The sequence below is a fragment of the Agromyces sp. NPDC004153 genome (genome assembly GCF_053603635.1).
This window is the reverse complement of sequence record NZ_JBSGFY010000001.1, coordinates 999,427-1,015,367: the sequence shown is the minus strand read 5'-3', so window position 1 is coordinate 1,015,367 and position 15,941 is coordinate 999,427. Positions and strand designations below refer to the sequence as shown.

The 15,941-nt window shown below is 69.6% G+C and carries 13 protein-coding genes; 11 read left to right on the top strand and 2 right to left on the bottom strand.

Translation table 11 applies throughout. The features are described 5' to 3' along the window. Window positions 1-45: 45 nt before the first annotated feature. The 8 genes from ACWEOH_RS04775 to ACWEOH_RS04740 all read left to right on the top strand — a co-directional run bounded on the left by ACWEOH_RS04775 (window position 46) and on the right by ACWEOH_RS04740 (window position 10,504). Entirely contained in the window at window positions 46-1,080 is a 1,035-nt protein-coding gene (locus ACWEOH_RS04775) for a LacI family DNA-binding transcriptional regulator (RefSeq protein ID WP_148732482.1), read from the top strand. Window positions 1,081-1,201: 121 nt separating this feature from the next. Further along, a complete protein-coding gene (locus ACWEOH_RS04770) occupies window positions 1,202-2,170 on the top strand; it encodes an ROK family protein (RefSeq protein ID WP_452028701.1) in 969 nt (322 codons plus the stop codon). After that, window positions 2,167-3,984, top strand: a complete 1,818-nt coding sequence (locus ACWEOH_RS04765; protein WP_452028699.1) for a class I mannose-6-phosphate isomerase — start codon at window positions 2,167-2,169, stop codon at window positions 3,982-3,984. Before ACWEOH_RS04770 ends, ACWEOH_RS04765 begins: the two co-directional genes overlap by 4 nt. Before the next feature lie 171 nt (window positions 3,985-4,155). Beyond that, complete coding sequence (locus ACWEOH_RS04760; RefSeq protein ID WP_452028697.1) at window positions 4,156-5,430, top strand: ABC transporter substrate-binding protein; 1,275 nt, start codon at window positions 4,156-4,158, stop codon at window positions 5,428-5,430. 7 nt (window positions 5,431-5,437) lie between these two features. Then, on the top strand, window positions 5,438-6,382 hold the full coding sequence (locus ACWEOH_RS04755) for a carbohydrate ABC transporter permease (protein ID WP_452028696.1): 945 nt from the start codon (window positions 5,438-5,440) through the stop codon (window positions 6,380-6,382). 3 nt (window positions 6,383-6,385) lie between these two features. Beyond that, a complete protein-coding gene (locus ACWEOH_RS04750) occupies window positions 6,386-7,198 on the top strand; it encodes a carbohydrate ABC transporter permease (RefSeq protein WP_452028695.1) in 813 nt (270 codons plus the stop codon). A gap of 10 nt (window positions 7,199-7,208) precedes the next feature. After that, on the top strand, window positions 7,209-9,338 hold the full coding sequence (locus tag ACWEOH_RS04745; protein WP_452028694.1) for a hypothetical protein: 2,130 nt from the start codon (window positions 7,209-7,211) through the stop codon (window positions 9,336-9,338). Then, window positions 9,335-10,504, top strand: a complete 1,170-nt coding sequence (locus tag ACWEOH_RS04740) for a GDSL-type esterase/lipase family protein (protein ID WP_452028693.1) — start codon at window positions 9,335-9,337, stop codon at window positions 10,502-10,504. The genes ACWEOH_RS04745 and ACWEOH_RS04740 overlap by 4 nt, the downstream gene beginning before the upstream one ends. A 15-nt stretch (window positions 10,505-10,519) precedes the next feature. On the opposite strand, the gene ACWEOH_RS04735 is transcribed toward ACWEOH_RS04740, so the two are convergent. Next, window positions 10,520-10,966 (bottom strand): DUF805 domain-containing protein, encoded by a 447-nt coding sequence (locus ACWEOH_RS04735; protein WP_452028692.1) that lies wholly within the window; start codon window positions 10,964-10,966, stop codon window positions 10,520-10,522. A gap of 187 nt (window positions 10,967-11,153) precedes the next feature. Continuing rightward, a complete protein-coding gene (locus tag ACWEOH_RS04730; protein WP_452028691.1) occupies window positions 11,154-12,176 on the bottom strand; it encodes a LacI family DNA-binding transcriptional regulator in 1,023 nt (340 codons plus the stop codon). 267 nt (window positions 12,177-12,443) lie between these two features. Here ACWEOH_RS04730 and ACWEOH_RS04725 point away from each other — a divergent pair, with 267 nt between their 5' ends. From ACWEOH_RS04725 to ACWEOH_RS04715, 3 genes are all read left to right on the top strand, one after another. Continuing rightward, window positions 12,444-13,802: an ABC transporter substrate-binding protein gene (locus tag ACWEOH_RS04725; protein WP_452028690.1), complete on the top strand. Its 1,359-nt coding sequence runs from the start codon at window positions 12,444-12,446 to the stop codon at window positions 13,800-13,802. 110 nt (window positions 13,803-13,912) lie between these two features. After that, window positions 13,913-14,881, top strand: a complete 969-nt coding sequence (locus ACWEOH_RS04720) for a carbohydrate ABC transporter permease (RefSeq protein WP_148732473.1) — start codon at window positions 13,913-13,915, stop codon at window positions 14,879-14,881. Continuing rightward, window positions 14,878-15,870, top strand: a complete 993-nt coding sequence (locus tag ACWEOH_RS04715; protein WP_452028689.1) for a carbohydrate ABC transporter permease — start codon at window positions 14,878-14,880, stop codon at window positions 15,868-15,870. The genes ACWEOH_RS04720 and ACWEOH_RS04715 overlap by 4 nt, the downstream gene beginning before the upstream one ends. Window positions 15,871-15,941 lie beyond the last annotated feature (71 nt).

Here is a 15,941-nt window from a genome sequence, read left to right as displayed (position 1 = left end):
CGACGGGTTACCGTAGTCCGGCGACGACGCGAGAGGAGGCCGGCCATGGTCGGTGTCGCCCACCCCGGCAAGCAGCCGACCATCAAGGAGGTCGCGCTGCGCGCGGGCGTGAGCCCGATGACGGTCTCCCGAACCCTCGCCGGCGGCGCCAACGTGCGTCCCGAGATCCAGGAGCGCGTGCTCGAGGCGGTCCGCGAGCTCGGCTACCGCCGGAACGAGAATGCCCGGAGCCTCCGGCCGGGGCAGACGAGCGGGCTCATCGGGGTCGCGATCACGAACCTCGGCAATCCGTACTACGGCAACTTCGCGCTCGGCGTCGAGGAGGCCGTCGCCGCGACCGGACGCCGCATCATCCTGGGGAACACGGGCGGCGACCCCGCGCGCGAGCGCCAGCTCGTCGCGGACTTCCTAGGCCGTCAGGTCGAGGGCCTCGTACTCGTCCCGTCCGGCGGTCCGTCCGATCACCTGCGGCCCGAGCGCCTCGGCGATGTGCCGCTGGTCCTCGCCTCGCGTCGGATCTACGGCCTCGACGTCGACGCCGTGCTCTTGGACGACGTGGGCGGCGCGTATCGCGGCACGCTCGCGCTGCTCGACGCGGGCCACACCCGCATCGGGTACCTCGGGAACGTCAGCTCCGCGTTCACGGGCGGCCGCCGCTACGAGGGCTACCTCCACGCGCTGGAGGAGCGCGGCATCCCGCTCGACCCGGCCCTCGTGCTCCGCGAGCAGCAGGACGCCGACTCGGCCAGTGAGGCGACTCGGCGGTTGCTCGACCTCGACGAGCCGCCGACGGCCATCTTCAGCGCGAACAACCGCAACAGCATCGGCGCGCTGCACGAGATCGGCCGGCGCCTGCGGGCGGGCGCCGACGCTGCGGACCTGCCGGAGCTCGTCAGCTTCGACGACTTCGAACTCGCCGGGCTCATGCCCGTCCCGGTCACAGTGGTCGACCACGACCCGCGTGAGCTGGGGCGGGAGGCGGCCAAGCTGCTGCTGTCACGACTCGGCAACGGCGATCGCCATCGCGGGCCCGCGCGACTCGTCGAGATGCCCGTGCGCCTCGCGCCGGCCGTCGGCTGACGCGCCGCGCCGAGCTGCTCCGAGGCGCGCCCGGCCCGGCCTCCCGAACCGGACTTGCGCGATTGCCGACCGCCGGTTATGGTAACGATACCAATCTCGACCACGACGATCAGGAGGACGCATGCGCACCGTGGCCATCGACCTCGGCGGCACCGCCGTCAAGCTCGGCGTGTTCGAGCACGGCCGCCTCGTCGTGGCCGACGAGTTCACCGCCGTCAACGGAGGGATCGGTCTCGACGAGGTCGCCGGCCGTATCGACCGGCTCCTCGACGGCGAGCATGCCGACGCGGTCGGCATCGCCGTCCCCGGCATCGTCGACTCCGAGGGCTCGCGCCTCATCGCGGCGCATGGCAAGTACGCGGAGTTGCACGACCTCGATCTCTCGGCGTGGTCCCGCACTCGATTCGGATGCCCCGCCGTCGTCGAGAACGACGCCCGCGCCGCCCTCATCGGCGAGCTCGCCGACGGCAGCGCGCGAGGCGAGCAGGACGCCGTCCTCATCGTCCTCGGCACGGGCATCGGAACGGCCGCGATCCTCGACGGACGCATCGTCCGCGGACGCCACGGCCACGCCGGGATCCTCGGCGGCCACGTGACGGTCGATCTCGACGGGCCCCGCTGCCCCTGCGGCAACCTCGGTTGCGCCGAGGCGCTCGCCAGCACGTGGGCACTCGCGGCGGACGCCGCAGCCGGTGACCTCGCACTCGGCCCAGCGCTTGCTGCTCGCCTCGCCGAGGCGGGGACCGTCGGCATCCGCGACCTCGTCGAGACCCGTCAGGAGCCCGAGTCCGCCGCGATCCTCGACCGGTACCTCCGCGCCTGGGCAGCCGTCATCGTGACGCAGTGCCACGCCTTCGACCCCGAGGTGGTCGTCGTGACCGGCGGCGTCATGCGCGCCGCCGACGTCATCCTGCCGGCACTTCGCGAGCGGGTGCACGCCGATCTCTGGTCCTCGTCGTTCCGCCCGACGTTCGTCACACCCGACGACCCGGCCACCTCGGTCCTGCGAGGACTCGCGGCGCTCGCCGCCCACGATCTCGACCCTGCCGGCACCAGCACTACCGACCGCACCGACGAAGGACGGCCATGACGACCGTTGACTCCCGCCAGATCCCGCTCGAGGAATACCTGCTCGACGACCGGAGCAGCTACGTGAAGCTGCCCACCGTGTCCCTGCCCGAGGGCAGCGAGGTGCTCGTCGGCGACGAGGCCTGGCGCGCCGCGATGGACGTGGCGACGACCGCGACGGGGCATCCGCTCGTCGCCGTCGACGTGTACCCGGGCGCGGACGTCGCGGCGATCGCGGACCGGATCCGGCAGGTCCTGCCCGAGGCCGAGGTCATCGACGCCGAGGACGAGGCTGCGGCCGACCCTGCCGTGATCGGCGCCCTCATCGCGCGCAACCTCACCGACGACCGCGTGTTCGGCGTCATGAGCCACTTCACGGTCGACGAGTTCTACGACGCGCAGCGCCTCGCCGCCCTGCAGCGCCGGATCGCTGACCGGACCGGGCCGACGGTGATCGTCGGGTGGGGCGCTGACCTGGCCGCCGGACGCCGCGCCGATGCGCTCATCCTGGTCGACCTCGCTCGCTGGGAGATCCAGCAGCGCCTGCGTGCGGGTGCGACGAACTGGCGCGCTGACAACGGCGACGAGGACATCCTCCGCAAGTACAAGCGCGGCTTCTTCGTCGAGTGGCGCACCGCGGATCGGCACAAGCGCACCCTCTTCGACCGGATCGACCTGCTCGTCGACGGCAACGCCGCGCTCGACGTGGCCGGCGCCGTGCGCGGCGGCGACTTCCGCCAGGCGCTCTCCGATGCGGCCACGGCACCGTTCCGCGTCGTCCCGTTCTTCGACCCCGGCGTGTGGGGCGGGCAGTGGATGAAGAGCACGCTCGACCTCGACCCGTCGATGGCGAACTACGCGTGGTGCTTCGACTGCGTGCCCGAGGAGAACTCGCTGCTGCTCGAGGCGGCGGGGCGGATCGTCGAGATCCCGGCGATGGACCTCGTCCTCAGCAGGCCCCGCGAGCTCCTCGGGGAGCGGACCTTCGCCCGCTTCGGCGCCGAGTTCCCGATCCGGTTCGACTTCCTCGACACCATGGGCGGTGGCAACCTCTCGCTGCAGGTGCACCCGCTCACGGAGTACATCCGCGACACGTTCGGCATGGCGTACACGCAGGACGAGAGCTACTACATGCTCGACGCAGACGAGGACGCGGTCGTCTACCTCGGCCTGAAGTCGGGTGTCGACGCCGACGAGATGCTCGCGGCGCTTCGCGCGGCGACCGACGGGGAGCATCCCTTCGACGCCGAGAAGTACGTGAACGTGTTCCCGGCGCGCAAGCACGACCACTTCGCCATTCCGGCGGGCACCGTGCACTGCTCGGGCGCGAACTCGATGGTCCTCGAGATCTCGGCGACGCCGTTCATCTTCACGTTCAAGCTCTGGGACTGGGGCCGCGTCGGACTCGACGGCGTGCCGCGCCCAGTGCACCTCGACCACGGCGAGCAGAACATCCAGTGGGAACGCGACACCGAATGGGTGGAGCGGAACCTGGTCGGCCGGGTCGAGGAGCTCCGGCGCGAGCCGGGTCTCGTCGAGGAGCGGACCGGCCTGCACGAGCTCGAGTTCATCGAGGTCCGCCGGCACTGGTTCGAGCAGGAGGCCGCCCACGACACCGAGGGCACGGTCAACGTGCTCAACCTGGTCGAAGGCGACGAGGTCGAGATCGTGAGCCCGACCGGGGCGTTCGCGCCCTACGTCGTGCACTACGCCGAGACGTTCATCGTCCCGGCCGCCGTCGGACCGTACGTGATCCGACGGACCGCGAACTCCCGGAGCGAGCGCTTCGGGACGGTGAAGGCGTACGTCCGCGGCACGCGGACGAGCGACGCCTGAGCCTCAGCAAGCCCACAACTGAACACCCCACAATTGAACACTGACTTTGCAGCACCACAGCACCGCGGCACTCGCCGCAGGCCACCTCACCGCCTTGCGTCCGCTCGAGAGAGTTGATATTTTTGCGCGGGGGTTGGTAACGATACCAAATCTCAGGACAAGGGAGTTCCAGTGAAGTCACGACGGATGGTCGGAGCCGGCGTCGCCGCGCTCGCCGCGGCCACGATGCTGTTGACCGGTTGCTCGGGCAGCGGCAACGGCGGCGCCGAGGCCGGCGCCACGACGGGCGCGCTCGATTTCTACACCGACAAGGCGGCGTGGGAGCCCGACTTCGACGAGCTGAATGCCACGAGCGAAGAGGCGGTCGACATCACCCTCAACACGACCGGCTACTCGGACGCCCAGCAGTACGACGCGTTCATCAAGCAGTCGTTCCGCACCGACAAGAGCCCGGGCCTGTTCACCTGGCACACCGGCGACTCGCTCAAGCAGCTCGTGGACGAGGGTCTCGTCGCGGAGACCACCGACCTCTGGGACACGGCCATCGACGAGGGCTGGGCGACCGAGGGCCTGCGCGACGAGTACACGATCGACGACAAGCAGTACTGCGTGCCCATGAACATCGCCTACTGGGTCATGTACTACAACAAGACGATCTTCGAGGAGCAGGGCATCGAGGAGCCGACGACCTGGAAGGAGCTCGACGCGGCAGCGGCGAAGCTCAAGGACGCCGGCGTCACGCCGTACTACCAGACGAGCACGCTGTTCACCTTCCAGTGGTTCCAGCAGCTCGTCGCGGGCACCGACCCCGAGCTGTACAAGGGCCTCTCGACCGGTGACGTGAAGTACACCGACCCCGAGATCGTCGACATCATGAACATCTGGCTCGACGAGCAGGAGAAGGGCTGGTTCAGCGACGCCGGCAGCACGGTCGACCCCGCGGTCGGCCTGAAGCAGGGCGACTTCGCGATGATCAACTTCGGATCGTTCTTCAACGGCTCGCTCGACGGCGCCGGCATGGTCTCGGGTGAGGACTACGACATGTTCGTGATCCCCGCGGTGAACGGCGACCTCGGCACGACGCCGGTCTCGGTGGAGTCCGGCCCGCTCTGCGTCGCCGAGAACTCGAAGCAGAAGGACCTCGGCCTCGCCTACTCCGAGTGGTGGATGTCGGCCGACGCGCAGACCGCGTGGAACGCCGCCCGCGGCGACGTCGCCTTCAACCCGAAGGCCACCGTCGCGGACCCGATGCTCTCCGAGCTCGGCACCACGGTCGCCGACGGCGAGCACTCGCTGTTCACGCGCTACTTCGAGGCGACGCCGACGCCGATCCTCACCGTCGCGCTCGAGCAGTTCGGCGCGTTCAACGCCAACCCCGGTGACCCCATGCCGTTCCTCGAGGCCATCCAGGCCGAGGCGGACACGTACTGGGCCGACCAGAAGTAGTTCGATGATGGCTATCCTGCAGACGCCCGAGCGGGAGCAGGAGGTGCGGGGCCTCGCCGAGGCCCCGCACCACCCCGCTCGGCGCCGGAAGACGCCCTACCAGGGGGCTGCACGTGGGTTCATCGCCCCGGGCGTACTGCTGGTGGCCGTCCTGCTCTACCTGCCCCTGCTGTGGACGACGTTCCTCAGCTTCACCGAGTACAACGGCCTCGGAGACCCCGAGTTCGTCGGACTCGACAACTACGTCGAGATGTTCACGGACCCGTCGTTCGCCGGGTCGCTCCTGAACACCCTGTTGTGGGTGGGCGGCACGCTGCTGATCCCGGTCGGCATCGGCCTCGCGCTCGCCCTGCTCACGTGGAACCTGCCGGGCGGCATCTGGCTCCGCCTGCCGTTCCTGATCCCCTACGCGGTCTCCGGCATCGGCGTCGGCGTCATCTGGTCGTTCATCCTCTCCAGCAACGGAGCCCTCGACCAGGCCCTCGCGGTGATCGGCATCACCGATCCGCCGCGGTGGCTGGTGGACGCCCCGCTGAACACGTTCGTGATGATCATCGCCGCGGCCTGGCAGGGCGTCGGCGTCAACGCCCTCCTGTTCACGATCGGCCTCCAGTCGATCCCGAAGGAGCCGCTCGAGGCGGCCCGCGTCGACGGCGCCACCGGTGTCCGCCTCTTCACGAGCATCCTCTGGCCGATGCTCCGCCCGCTCACCGCGGTCGTCGTCGGGCTCTCGATCGTCGCCAGCCTGAAGACGTTCGACATCGTGCTCTCGATGACGAAGGGCGGCCCGGGCCGCGCGTCGGAGACGCTCGCGCTCACCATGTATCGCGAGACCTTCGTCAACAGCGACTACGGGCTCGGGTCCGCGATCGCCGTCTTCCTCTCGATCGTCACGCTGCTCGCGTCGGTGCTCTACCTGCGCCAGCAGCTCTCCAAGAAGCACGAGATGTAGCCCATGTCGAGAATCCTCCGCACCACCGTCCTCGTCGTCCTCGGGGTGGTCTGGCTGCTCCCCGTCTACCTCCTCGTGATCAACGCGAGCAAGTCGCCGGCCACCTTCACGTCCACCCAGGCGTGGATCCCGACCGACTTCTCGCTCTTCGGCAACATCGCCGACGCCATGCAGCTCTCGGGGCTGAGCGACAGCGTCGTGAGCACGCTCGTCTACGCGGTGGTCTCGCCGATCATCGCGGTCGTGGTCGGCGCCGCGGCGGGCTTCGCGATCGTGGCCCTCCGGCTCAAGCGGGGGTTCCTCTGGTTCGTGGTGATCTTCGGCGGCACGGTCTTCCCGCTGCAGATGGTCCTGCTTCCCCTGTTCGACGCGTACTCGCGGGTGGGCCTCTACGACACCCAGGTGGGCATGATCATCGTGTACACGGCGATCTCGATCCCGTTCTCCGCCTTCGTCATGCGCAACTTCTTCACCGGCGTCGCGCACAACGTGTTCGAGGCCTCCGTGCTCGACGGCGCCAGCACCTGGCGGATCTTCTCGCGGATCTACCTCCCGATGGCGTCCAGCGCGCTGGTGGCGATCTTCATCCTGCAGGCGACGTTCATCTGGAACGACCTCCTGCTCGGCCTCACGCTCAGCCAGTCCGACGACGTCCGACCGATCGTGACGACGCTGGCCGGCATGCAGAGCACCTACGGCGGTGCGCAGATGTCGACGGTGCTCGCCGCGGCGGTGCTGGTCTCGTTGCCGACCGTGGTGCTGTTCCTCTTCACCCAGAAGTTCTTCGCCCGCGGCCTCGCCCTCGGCCAGTACTAGGAGTTCGCCCGTGTTCACCCGCACGTCCCACATCCCGACGGTCGAGCACCTGGCCGCGGACCCGATCACGCACCACTACGACGACATGGTCGCCCCCTCCGGCCTGACCAACCACCTCGGCACCGTGCGGGTCGACCACGACCTGACCTCGGTCACGGGCGTCCAGTTCCCGCCCGTGTCGCAGGGCCTCGCCACCACGGCGGTGTGCTTCGTCGACGGCCGGATCCTCAAGTCGTACGGCGCTCCGATCACGCACGAGTGGCGTCCCGACCGGGTGGTGCGTCGGACCGAGCTGCCCGGCCTCGTGCTCGAGACGACGACGGTGGTGGTGCCGGGCCGCACCGCGGTCGCGATCGACGTGCGGGTGCGCAACCTCGGCGCCGAGCGCCGCGCGGTCGAGGTCATGCTCTCGCTCGCGGCCCGCGTGGTCGCCGGCGACGAGGCGTGGAACGCGCCCGAGTCCCCGAACGCGAAGAACGAGGCATCCGTCGACGGATCGCGACTCGTGTTCGCCGACGACGACGAGACGGCGTGGAGCGTGCAGGGGGTCGACCTCCCGGCGATCGCCCGCCTGAGCGGGGTGGCGCCGGCGTCCGAGGAGTTCATGGTCGGTATCGGCGGCATGGGCAGGGGCGGCGACGTCACGGTGGTGCTCGACGTCCCGGCGGGTGCCGAGCGACGCTTCGGCTACGTGCACTCGGTCGGCAGGACCCGCGAGGCCGCGATCGAGGTCTACGACGCCGTGGTCGACGACGTGGAGCGCGCGGTCGAGGCATCCGAGCAGTACTGGAACGCGCAGCTCGAGGCGGCCGTGACGCCGGGGAACCGCGAGTTCTCGGGCCACCTGCCGGTGCTCGAGACGTCGTCCGAGGCGCTGTCCCGCCTCTACTGGTGGGGCATCCTGGGCATCCTCTACTTCCGCCGCGACTACGAGGGCAACGTGCTCGGCCGCAGTTACGACACGCTGATGCCGAACTACTGGGCGACGACGACCTTCCTCTGGGACTTCAGCCTGAGCTCCGTGACCCACGCGCTCCTCGACCCCGTGGCGATGCGGCGCCAGCTCGCGCACTGGATCACGAGCGACACGCACACCCTGTTCGGCACGTCGTCGCTCACCGGCGACCCGGTCGGCCAGTGGTACTCGGTGAACGACTACGCGATGACCCGCCTCGTGCGCGACTACCTCCGGTTCACGGGCGACGACGGCTTCCTCGACGAGGAGTTCGGCGACGGCCGCAGCGTGCTCGACCACCTGCGGTTCTGGGCGCGCGCCTGGCAGGGCCTGCGGCGGGCATCGAAGCTCGCCGACTACGGTGAGATCGAGAACCTGCTCGAGTGCGTGAGCTCGTACACCCACGAGGTCGCGAGCTTCAACGCCGCGAACGTGTGGAACATGCGCGTGACCGCCGACCTCCTCGAGTCGCGCGGCGATGCGGATGCCGCGGCCGAGCTGCGTGCGGCGGCCGACGAGCTCGTCGAGGCGGTCATGGAGTTGTACCTGCCGGGCGAGGGGTTCTTCGCGGCGGGCCAACCCGACGGCACCAGGCTGCCGGTGCGCCACTGCTACGACTTCAACATCGTCGGGACGTCGATCCCGGAGGACCTCGACGAGCGGACCCGGCGGGAGATGGTCGACTTCTTCCGGCGCGAGCTGCAGACGCCCGAGTGGCTCCGCGCGCTCTCGCCGTGGGACCCGGACGCCTCGTACAGCGTGCGGCCCGACCACCAGTGGAACGGCGCCTACACCGCCTGGCCGGCCGATGCGGCGCGCGCCCTCGTCGCGCTCGGCGAGCCGAACGTCGCCCTCGACTGGCTGCCCGGCCTCGCCCGCAGTGCCAACCAGGGCCCTCCCGGGCAGGCGCACTTCGTCGCCGAGGCGCAGCCGCTCCTCAGCGGCGGCGCACGCAAGGCCCCGCCGCAGCTGCCGTACATCAACGACTGGGCGTGCTCGTCGTCGGGGGCCTACGTCGCGCTGGTGATCGAGTCGCTGTTCGGCGCGGCGCCCGGCGTCGACGGCCTGGGCGAGGTGCACGGATGCGTCGCTGCACTCGATCCCGATGCGGTGCTCCGCGGGCTCCGCGTCGGCGACCGCCTCGTCGACGTGCACGCCGACGGCCGGGTCGTCGACCGAGCATGAGCTCCGGCGGGCTGCGCGAGGTCGACCTCTCCCGTGTCGTGATACGGGGAGCGGTCGAGGTCGAGCGGACCGACCGAGGGCTTCGGCCCCACCGGCTGCCGGCCTGGGCCCGTACGCAGGTCCCCGACCCGTTCATGCGCCAGACCTCGGCCGAGAGCGCCGGCGTGCGGCTCGCGTTCCGAACTGCCGCCACGACGCTCGAACTGGAGGTCTCCGCGCGCCGGATGGCGCCCGACGAGGCATCCGAGCTGCCACCGAGTCGATACGAGCTGACGTCGGACGGTGCCGTGGTCGCCGAGGCCGACGCCGTCGCCGGCTCGCGGTACCTCTTCTCGTTCGACGACCCGCGGGGGCTCGTCGTCGACGGGGCGCCGTCCACCGCGCGCTTCGCGGGACTGGCGCCGGTCGAGCGCGAGTACGAGCTCTGGCTGCCGTTCACCGACGCCGTGGAGGTGCTCGCGCTGCGTGCGGATGCACCGGTGGCACCGCCCGCCGAGCGCCGGGCCATGCGCTGGCTGCACCACGGCAGCTCGATCAGCCACGGTTACCGCGCGGATGCACCGACCGGGACGTGGCCCGCGGTCGCCGCCCTCGCGACCGGCTTGGAGCTGACCAACCTCGCGTTCTCGGGGAGCGCCATGCTCGATCCGTTCACCGCTCGGACGATGCGCGACCGTCCGGCCGACGTGATCAGCCTGAAGGTCGGCATCAACCTCGTGAACGCCGACGTCATGCGCATGCGGGCGTTCCGGCCCGCAGTGGACGGATTCCTCGACACGCTCCGGGAGGGACATCCGACCGCGCCCATCGTCGTGGTCTCGCCGATCTGGTGCGAGCCGGTGGAGTCGGCGGCCGGCCCGACCGTGCAGGACCCGATGCGCACGGAGGAGTGGTCGGTCGCCGGCGGATCGGTCGACGACGTCGCAACAGGCAGGCTCTCGCTCCGCGCGATCCGCACAGCGCTCGCCGAGATCGTCGCACGTCGCTCCGCCCACGACCCGAATCTGGCGTACCTCGACGGGCTCGAGCTCTACGGTGCGACGGATGCCGCGACGATGCCGCTGCCCGACAACCTCCACCCTGGCCCCGACGTGCAACGGCTCATGGGGGAGCGGTTCGCGGAGCTGGTGCTGCAGCCGATCGTGGAGGCCCGACCTCGCGGCTGAGCCTCCACGTCCGCCTCAGCGATCGAAGCGAGCGCCCTCGGGCTTCGGCTCCCCGACGAGGAAGACGAGCAGGATGATCGGGCCGACGATCGGAATCCAACCGATGAACCACCAGGGGCCCGCTCGGTTCGTGTCGTGCAGCCGGCGCCAGTGGATGGCCAGGAACGGGATGAGCGTCGCGAGGCCCCAGAGCGCGTAGGGGACGATCGCGATGCTCCAGACCGGCGTGGGAACGCCGTTCTCCATCACCATCATCGGATTGCCCATGGTGTAGGTCAGGCCGTAGAGCACGCCCGAGATGACGTAGTAGCCGAGGAACCACCACCAGTACTCGCTGCGGCTCGCGCGGCCGTGGAAGGTCGCGTACTTCTTGAAGAATCGACTGAACGCCTGTCCGAAGGTCGCTCCGCGGAGCGGGGCGTCCAGCGGCACCTGTGCGCTGTCGGCGGTGACGTCGGTCACGATGACTCCTTGCATCGACGGGATCTCACGCCCCGGCGCGGCTCGCTGGAGCTCAGGCTCATGATGGCGCTGATCGGCCGCCGTCCGCCACATCGCCGCGCCCACGATCTGCACTGCTCCCCATTCGTTACATAGCCGAGCGGCCCGAGGCATCCGCTCGGCCCTGCCTGATGGCCTGCCGCTCGGCTCAGCGCGGCGCGCTCGTGGTCGCCCGCACGACGAGCCGCGTGGGCAGGGGAGCGCCGGAGTCGGGGAGCGGATCGGCCGCGCCCTCGTCGAGCAGCAGCGCCATCACCACGTCGACGGCGAGCCGGCCCTGTTCGCCCGGGTCCTGCTCGATGGTCGTGAGCTCGAACATCTCGGCGTACTCGTGCCCGTCGACGCCGATGATCGACAGGTCGCCGGGCACGTCGATGCCGAGCTTCTCGGCCGCGCGGATCGCGCCGATGGCCATCTCGTCGGATGCCGCGAAGAGGGCGGTCGGACGCGCGCCCGGGTGGCCCAGCAGCTGCAGCGCGCCCGTGTATCCGCCCGGCAGGCTCACGTCGGCCTCGAGGATGACCGCCCGGTGCTCGGGCGGGATCCCGGCGGCGGCGAGCGCGTCGAGGAACCCCTGGCGCCGCTGCCCCTGCACGCTCATGGGCAGGTCGCCCGCCCCCACGCCGGCGAGGTGCGCGATGCGGGTGTGGCCGAGGTGCAGCAGGTGCTCGGTCGCCAGCTGGCCCACGGCGCGATCGTCGACCGAGAGGCGCGCGTCGGCGCCGCCGCTGCCGCCGAGCGCCACGAGCGGCTTCTCGCGTTTCTCGAGCGCCGCGACCTCGCGCTCGTCGAGGTCGACGCCGACCGCGATGACGGCGTCGACGCGCTTGCGGGCGAGGAAGAAGTCGAAGACGCGCGCCCGGTCGGGGCCGGGCTCCGAGAGGTTGTAGAGCGTGAGGTCGTACCCGGCGGAGAGGAGGGCGCGCTCGATGCCCTCGAGCACCTCGCCGAAGAACCACCGGTTCACGAAGGGGATGATGACGCCGACGTTCTTCGTGCGCCCCGTGACGAGGCTCGCGGCATCGGGCGAGGCGATGTAGCCGATCTCCTTGGCCGCGGCCTCGACCCTGCGCCGGGTGTCGTCGGCGACGTAGCCGCCGCCCGAGAGCGCGCGCGAGGCGGTGGCCTTGGAGACGCCCGCGAGCCGTGCGACGTCGCCGATGGCCGCCATCGCCGCCTCCCTCCGTCGGGCTGCTCCGATGCAGAGTGTAGTGCTCGGGGGAGCGAATGTGGAACCGTTTCCTGATGTGGCATCCGCGTGTCGGCGCCGCCCGGTGTGCAGAGGTGGGAGCGCTCTCCCACCCGTTCCCCGCCGATCGGCCTCGGTGTCCGAACCGTGACCTCGGGTGTCTTGTGAGGAATCGCCCCAGTGCCATACCGTGGAGGCTGGAACCGGTTCCCGGTCCCCTGCCTGCACCACACTCAATGAGGAGAAGACATGAGACTCACACGGCATCGCCGCTGGGCGGTCCCCGTCGTGGCGGCCGCGGCGGTCGGCCTGGCGCTCACGGCCTGTACCGGCGACATCGCGAACGAGGAGGCAGCAGACGTCGACTGCGCCGACTACGAGGCGTACGGCACGTTCGACGGCGCCGAGGTCACGGTCGGCGGCACCATCCTCGACCTCGAGGCCGACCGGCTGAACGAATCCTGGGCCGACTTCGAGACCTGCACCGGCATCTCGGTCGAGTACCAGGGCTCGAGCGAGTTCGAGGCCCAGATCGCGGTGCTCGCCGAGGGCGGCAACGCGCCCGACGTCGGCTTCGTGCCGCAGCCGGGCCTGATGAACCGCCTCGCGGCGGGCGGCTGGCTCATCCCGGCATCCGAGCCGGTCGAGGCGAACGCCGACGAGTTCTGGTCCGAGGACTGGAAGGCGTACGGCACCTACGAAGACACGTTCTACGGGGCCCCGCTCATGGCGAGCATCAAGGGCTACGTCTGGTACTCGCCGGCGGAGTTCGAGGAGAAGGGGTACGAGATCCCCAAGACCCTCGACGAGCTCACGGAACTCTCCGAGACCATCGCGGCCGAGGGCGACCACAAGCCGTGGTGCGTGGGCCTCGAGTCCGGTGACGCCACCGGCTGGCCCGGCACCGACTGGGTCGAGGACTACATGCTGCGCCTGCACGGCGCCGACGTGTACGACCAGTGGGTGAACCACGAGATCCCGTTCAACGACCCGCAGGTCGCAGAGGCCTTCGACGCGGTCGGCGCGTACCTGAAGAACGAGGACATGGTCAACGGCGGCATCGGCGACGTCTCGACGCTCGTCACCGAGGCGTTCCAGACGGCCGGGCTCCCCATCCTCGACGGCGCGTGCTCACTGCACCACCAGGCCTCGTTCTACGAGACCTTCTGGAACCCCGAGGGCGGCGACGAGAACACCGTGGCCTCCGACGGCTCGGTGTTCGGCTTCCTGCTCCCGCCGGTGAACGCCGATGACCCGCTGTCGGTCACCGGTGGCGGCGAGATCGTCGTGGCCTTCCGCGAGGCGGAGGAGGTCGAGGCGTTCCGCTCGTACCTGTCGAGCGACACGTGGGCGAACAACCGCGTGAGCCTCGGCGGCGTCATCAGCGCGAACAAGGGTGTCGACCCCGAGAACGCATCGAGCGAGCTCCTCGTGCAGTCCATCCAGATCCTGCAGGATCCCGAGACGACGTTCCGCTTCGACGGATCCGACCTGATGCCCGGTGCCGTCGGTGCCGACTCCTTCTGGAAGGGCATCGTGGCCTGGGTCGGCGGCGAGAGCACCACGCAGGTCCTCGACACCATCGAGGCCAGCTGGCCGGCCAGCTGACCGTCCGCGCGTCGCGCACGGTGAGAACCGAAGGCGCGGCATGATCGAGGGGCGGGGTCGACACCCCGCCCCTCGGCACCCCAGCTTCAACGACGAACCCGGGAGGCACGATGACCACGGCCGATCTGCTCGGCAAGCTCCTGCAGGTGGTGATGGGCCTCGCGATCTTCGCGGCGGTCGTCGGCCTCCTCATCTTCTTCATCGACAAGGCCCCGAAGAAGGGCCGTGACTACTGGCAGCTGGCGGGCTTCCTCGCCCCGGCGATGCTGTTCCTCGCCATCGGGCTCGTGTACCCGGCGATTCGCACCAGCGTTCTCGCGTTCCAGGACGCGAGCGGCGCCTGGAGCCTCGACAACTTCATCTGGACGTTCACGCAGCCGGCCGCCATCCGCACGCTCATCAACACGATCATCTGGGTGCTGTTCGTGCCGACCATCGCCACGGCGATCGGCCTCGCCTACGCCGTCTTCATCGACCGGTCCCGCGGCGAGAAGTACTACAAGGTCGTGCTGTTCATGCCGATCGCGATCTCCTTCGTGGGCGCGGGCGTGATCTGGCGCTTCGTCTACGAGTACCGGTCGGGCGATCGCGAGCAGATCGGCCTCCTCAACGCCATCGTCGTCGCCTTCGGTGGTGAACCCGTCCAGTGGCTGCAGACCGACCCGATCAACACGTTCCTCCTCATCGTCGTGATGATCTGGATCCAGACCGGGTTCGCCATGGTCCTGTTGAGCGCTGCGATCAAGGGCGTGCCGACCGAGCAGATCGAGGCGGCGCAGCTCGACGGCACGAATGCGTGGCAGCGGTTCATGAACGTCACGGTGCCGGGCATCCGTGGTGCCCTGGTGGTGGTCGTCACCACGATCTCCATCGCCACCCTGAAGGTCTTCGATATCGTCCGCACGATGACCGCCGGAAACTTCAACACCAGCGTCATCGCGAACGAGATGTACACGCAGGCGTTCCGTGCCAGCGAGATCGGACGAGGGTCGGCGCTCGCGCTCATCCTGTTCGTGCTGGTGCTGCCGATCGTCATCTACAACGTCAACGTGCTTCGCAAACAGAGGGAGATCCGATGAGCAGCGTCGCCCCGGCGGACCTCCCCGTCGGCAAGGACCTCGGTTCGCTCGAGCAGGTCGAGGAGACCACCTACGGCGAGACCAAGACCGCTCGCGTCAAGAAGCGCCTGACGTCGCGCACGGCGACGATCGCGTCGCTCATCATCGCCATCCTCTGGACGATCCCGACGTTCGGCCTGTTCCTGTCGTCGTTCCGGCCGGCGGAGCTCATCCGGACGACCGGGTGGTGGACGTACTTCGCGAATCCCGGCCTCACGCTCGACAACTACGCAGGCGTGCTGTTCTCGACGTCATCGTCGTCGCCGCAGCTCGGCGCGTACATCGTGAACTCGATCGCGATCGCGCTGCTCGGCACGATCATCCCGCTCGTCTTCGCGTCGATGGCGGCGTATGCCTTCGCCTGGATCAGGTTCAAGTGGGTGAACTGGCTGTTCATCTTCGTGTTCGCGCTCCAGATCGTGCCGCTGCAGATGGCCCTCGTGCCACTGCTGCAGATCTTCTCGACCTGGCTCCGACCCTTGCAGGCGTGGCTGCACGACGTGATCCCGATCATCCCCGAGCAGAACTACGCCCCGGTCTGGCTCGCGCACGCGATGTTCGCACTTCCGCTCGCGATCTTCCTGCTGCACAACTTCATCGCGGAGATCCCGGCCGACGTGATCGAGGCGGCGCGGGTCGACGGTGCGACGCACGGACAGATCTTCTTCCGCATCGTGCTGCCGCTCGCCACCCCGGCGCTCGCGTCGTTCGCGATCTTCCAGTTCATCTGGGTGTGGAACGACCTGCTGGTCGCCCTGATCTTCTCGGGCGGCACGCAAGACGTCGCGCCGCTGACCCAACGATTGGCGGAGTTGGTCGGCACGAGAGGCCAGGACTGGCAACTGCTGACGGCCTCGGCGTTCATCTCGATCGTCATCCCGCTGATCGTGTTCTTCAGCCTGCAGCGCTACTTCGTGCGCGGCCTCCTGGCGGGGTCGACGAAGGGGTAGCCGCACCGGTCCGAACGGGCGGGGGAACGGATGCCGCGTGCGGGAGGCACGCGGCATCCGCCATGCAACCC